General features: G+C 34.1%; 7 protein-coding genes. All 7 read right to left on the minus strand.

Translation table 11 applies throughout. The features are described 5' to 3' along the window. Positions 1-192: 192 nt before the first annotated feature. Entirely contained in the window at positions 193-414 is a 222-nt protein-coding gene (locus DWW70_RS14625) for a hypothetical protein (RefSeq protein ID WP_118650121.1), read from the minus strand. 204 nt (positions 415-618) lie between these two features. Further along, entirely contained in the window at positions 619-789 is a 171-nt protein-coding gene (locus DWW70_RS14630) for an immunity protein Imm33 domain-containing protein (RefSeq protein ID WP_199669342.1), read from the minus strand. Positions 790-858: 69 nt separating this feature from the next. Next, positions 859-1,368: an ankyrin repeat domain-containing protein gene (locus tag DWW70_RS14635; RefSeq protein ID WP_118650122.1), complete on the minus strand. Its 510-nt coding sequence runs from the start codon at positions 1,366-1,368 to the stop codon at positions 859-861. Between the two features lie 11 nt (positions 1,369-1,379). Further along, positions 1,380-1,511 carry a GH-E family nuclease gene (locus tag DWW70_RS15615; RefSeq protein WP_082418113.1) on the minus strand — a complete coding sequence of 44 codons (132 nt, stop codon included), beginning with the start codon at positions 1,509-1,511 and terminating at the stop codon, positions 1,380-1,382. Further along, positions 1,450-1,791 carry a DUF6572 domain-containing protein gene (locus DWW70_RS14645; protein ID WP_118018512.1) on the minus strand — a complete coding sequence of 114 codons (342 nt, stop codon included), beginning with the start codon at positions 1,789-1,791 and terminating at the stop codon, positions 1,450-1,452. Before DWW70_RS14645 ends, DWW70_RS15615 begins: the two co-directional genes overlap by 62 nt. A gap of 104 nt (positions 1,792-1,895) precedes the next feature. Then, positions 1,896-2,102, minus strand: coding sequence for a hypothetical protein (locus DWW70_RS14650; protein WP_055148043.1), 207 nt, complete (start codon positions 2,100-2,102; stop codon positions 1,896-1,898). A gap of 68 nt (positions 2,103-2,170) precedes the next feature. Next, positions 2,171-2,941 (minus strand): hypothetical protein (locus DWW70_RS14940; protein ID WP_199669343.1); only part of this gene is annotated, 771 nt, incomplete at its 5' end.

Here is a 2,941-nt window from a genome sequence, read left to right on the forward strand (position 1 = left end):
CTTTACGATACTAACATCACACATCCTTCATCTACATGAGTATCAGTTTATCGCCATTTTCAACATGATAACTTTTCAAGGTTCTATCTGGATCCATAACCATGCCTTCTCTCGGTAACACTAATACCCAGTGCTCACGATTCACATAGCCTGTTCGCAGATACTGCGATACAACATACAAAGTATCCGTTATCACATCACGAACCTGTGCATTCTCATTTTAACCATTATGCTGATTAACACAACTGAAGCCAATACGATCCCAGCTATTACACCTATAATGATCTTCACATTGGGTCCATGCTTGTCAGAATCACCAGCTTCAAGCGCTTTTAAAATGTCTTCAAGCTCATCTCTGCTATCTTTCGCAGCTTCTCTAACGCCCGCAGCCCCAACATCATCTTCCCGCGACACAACACCATCTCCTTTATATTATTGCCAAACAATAGTATTACATCATCCATTATTTTTGCCAACAGTCGTTTAGTTTTTCTCAATTTGATTGTAAAAAAATACATTGTTTTCATAACAAGTGTTGTTAAGTAAACAATGTATTTACTATCTGCATCGGCTTCTTACGCTACTCATTTACTTCTTACCGAGTGCCCAGAATATGTCCTATACTTTAAGTTTCTTTCCTGTACTGCTATCCAAGAGATATTTCTTTCCATTCTCATCCACCAATTCTAAATCAGTTCCAACTTTACAGTTGTATATTGTGAGAATTGCCGGTTCAATATTTGCAATTGTATTAAAATCACAGATGCTCATATTATCTGCATCACTCAAATACTCTTCCGTATCAATATATTTTTTGAAACAACGCTTCCACCAGCAGCTGAAATAAAACTTACTACATCACTCATATAATTTTAACCTTTCTACTAATTTTTTTCTGTACGGCATTTGAGCAGCAATTTCCAATGGCGTTTTTTCCCATGCATTCTTGTAATTAACCAGAATTTTTTTTTGTGCAAACCAGATTTTATATAAAGGTTCAAGTTCCTCATCTGTAAATTTTAAATTAATCAAATACTGTAGTGGGACTCTTCCTTTTTCGTCTATTTGGTTTATATCCACACCTCCATCTATCAACTTTTTGCACAACTCCACCGTCTGATTTATATTGTGATTCACTCTTGAAAGCAATATATGCAAAAGATTTTCACCACACTCATTTACTACATTAACATCAGCACCCTTATTGATTAAAAAAATTGTTATTAAATAACGGCTTTCTGCATCATTATTTGATAATGAATAAAATAGCAGTGATTTACCTTTGTACAATTTTTTCTCATCTCCTTCATTATAACAGGAAATAAAATCATCATATTTCTTTAATTTTGCTACTAAACATATATCCATTAGATTCTTCCTTATTCATATTTGTGACTACGGTTATTACTAGGCAGTTCTGGTCTATAGTTGTCAATATCATTGTACCAATCAACAAACTCTTTTACTGTTAATTCTCCATTGATGTTCCTCGCAGAATGTAATATAAGAATTTATTTTTTCTTGTAGTCTTAGTAAATGATCATACTCATTTTTCCAATCAAGATGATCTGATATCAGTAATATTAAAGCCTTCCCATTTTCATCCGTAGCCATTCCATCTATTGTTCCACTATCTAAAACCGACATACTTCTAACCATTGTTTTGGTAACAGCATCAAAATAATATCTGCGATTCTTTAAATACGTATTTTTCTCCTCATGTGTTACACCTGTTTCTCCAGCAATTTGTTTTGCCTCTGACGTAGTGTGTCCAACATAGTCAATCAGCATGTTTTTTCTCATGTTACTATAAAAAATACATTGTTTCCACTATACTAATGTTATGGAAACAATGTATTTTTGCAAATCGCAAATTCTATGATAATTACCTTAGCTTATATAGTATTTTTTATTTCTTCTAAACCTTTCATTAAAGCATCCTGAACTATACTTACGTTATCGCTGTATTCTTTTTTTTCATGCTTAATAATATCAAATAAATCTTTTATAACCCCATCAATCATTATAGTTATACCCTCTACGCTTTCGCCTGTTTTTTCATTTACAAACTCCTCTGTCATTATCGAAATCGTTTTTTTCATTAAACCAATCCTCCAATTATTTTTTTCAACAATTTTAAGCTTACCTTATTCTATTTCTTATCTTTCACCTAACCCCCTCCTGCTATTATTCTTCCATTTGTAGCATATTCCTCAATCCATTCAATCCACGGTGCAGGAAATTCTATGCATCTTCCAGGAGTTGTGGGATCATTTAGCTTTGGCGCACATCTCCCCTGATTTAAAGGATTTGTTCTATAATTCTTTTCCGGCACGATATACTCGTTTACCATATCATCTAACCATTTAGGAACTTCAAATTCATAAATATCAGCACCAGGTCGTTTATTTTCTATATAATACTGCGAATGCTCTCCGTTATCCACACTAACATTCAAATTTACATTTTTCTTATTTATATATACATTTCCTTCACTATCAATTAATATTCTCTGTTGACTTGCTTTGTCTCCAGTTCCTCCTTGAACACGTCTATATGTGACTGTATTTGTGGGCTTATTACTATTAGCTTTACTTTGATTATCCAACGAATTCTTAAAATTAATTGAATTACTGTTCTTATCTGGTGATTGAGTCCTATCATTACATTCATCCATAATCGACTGCATAACAAGCGATGTTACAGCACTCGCTGCCCAAGTCTTGACTATGTCTACACCAGTAATACTCTTATCGTACTTGTCTGAATGATATGCATATACCACAGTATCTACAGTCGCATCAGATATCATATTCACAGCTCTTACTGCCACTATTCTTCCTACTGTCAGTTCTGCCCCGGTTGCAACTGCCGATATCCCGGCTCCTAATCCACCACTGATTGCACCCAATATTGCTCCAGATTCAAAGCCACTTGCAAA

It is taken from the genome of Coprococcus sp. AF16-5, assembly GCF_003479365.1.
Taxonomy (GTDB): Bacteria; Bacillota; Clostridia; order Lachnospirales; family Lachnospiraceae; genus Coprococcus; species Coprococcus aceti.

Coding starts and splice junctions, on each gene's coding strand:
- DWW70_RS14635 (WP_118650122.1), bottom strand. CDS start 1,368: ATGGATATATGTTTAGTAGCAAAATTAAAGAAATATGATGATTTTATT.
- DWW70_RS14645 (WP_118018512.1), bottom strand. CDS start 1,791: ATGCTGATTGACTATGTTGGACACACTACGTCAGAGGCAAAACAAATT.
- DWW70_RS14650 (WP_055148043.1), bottom strand. CDS start 2,102: ATGAAAAAAACGATTTCGATAATGACAGAGGAGTTTGTAAATGAAAAA.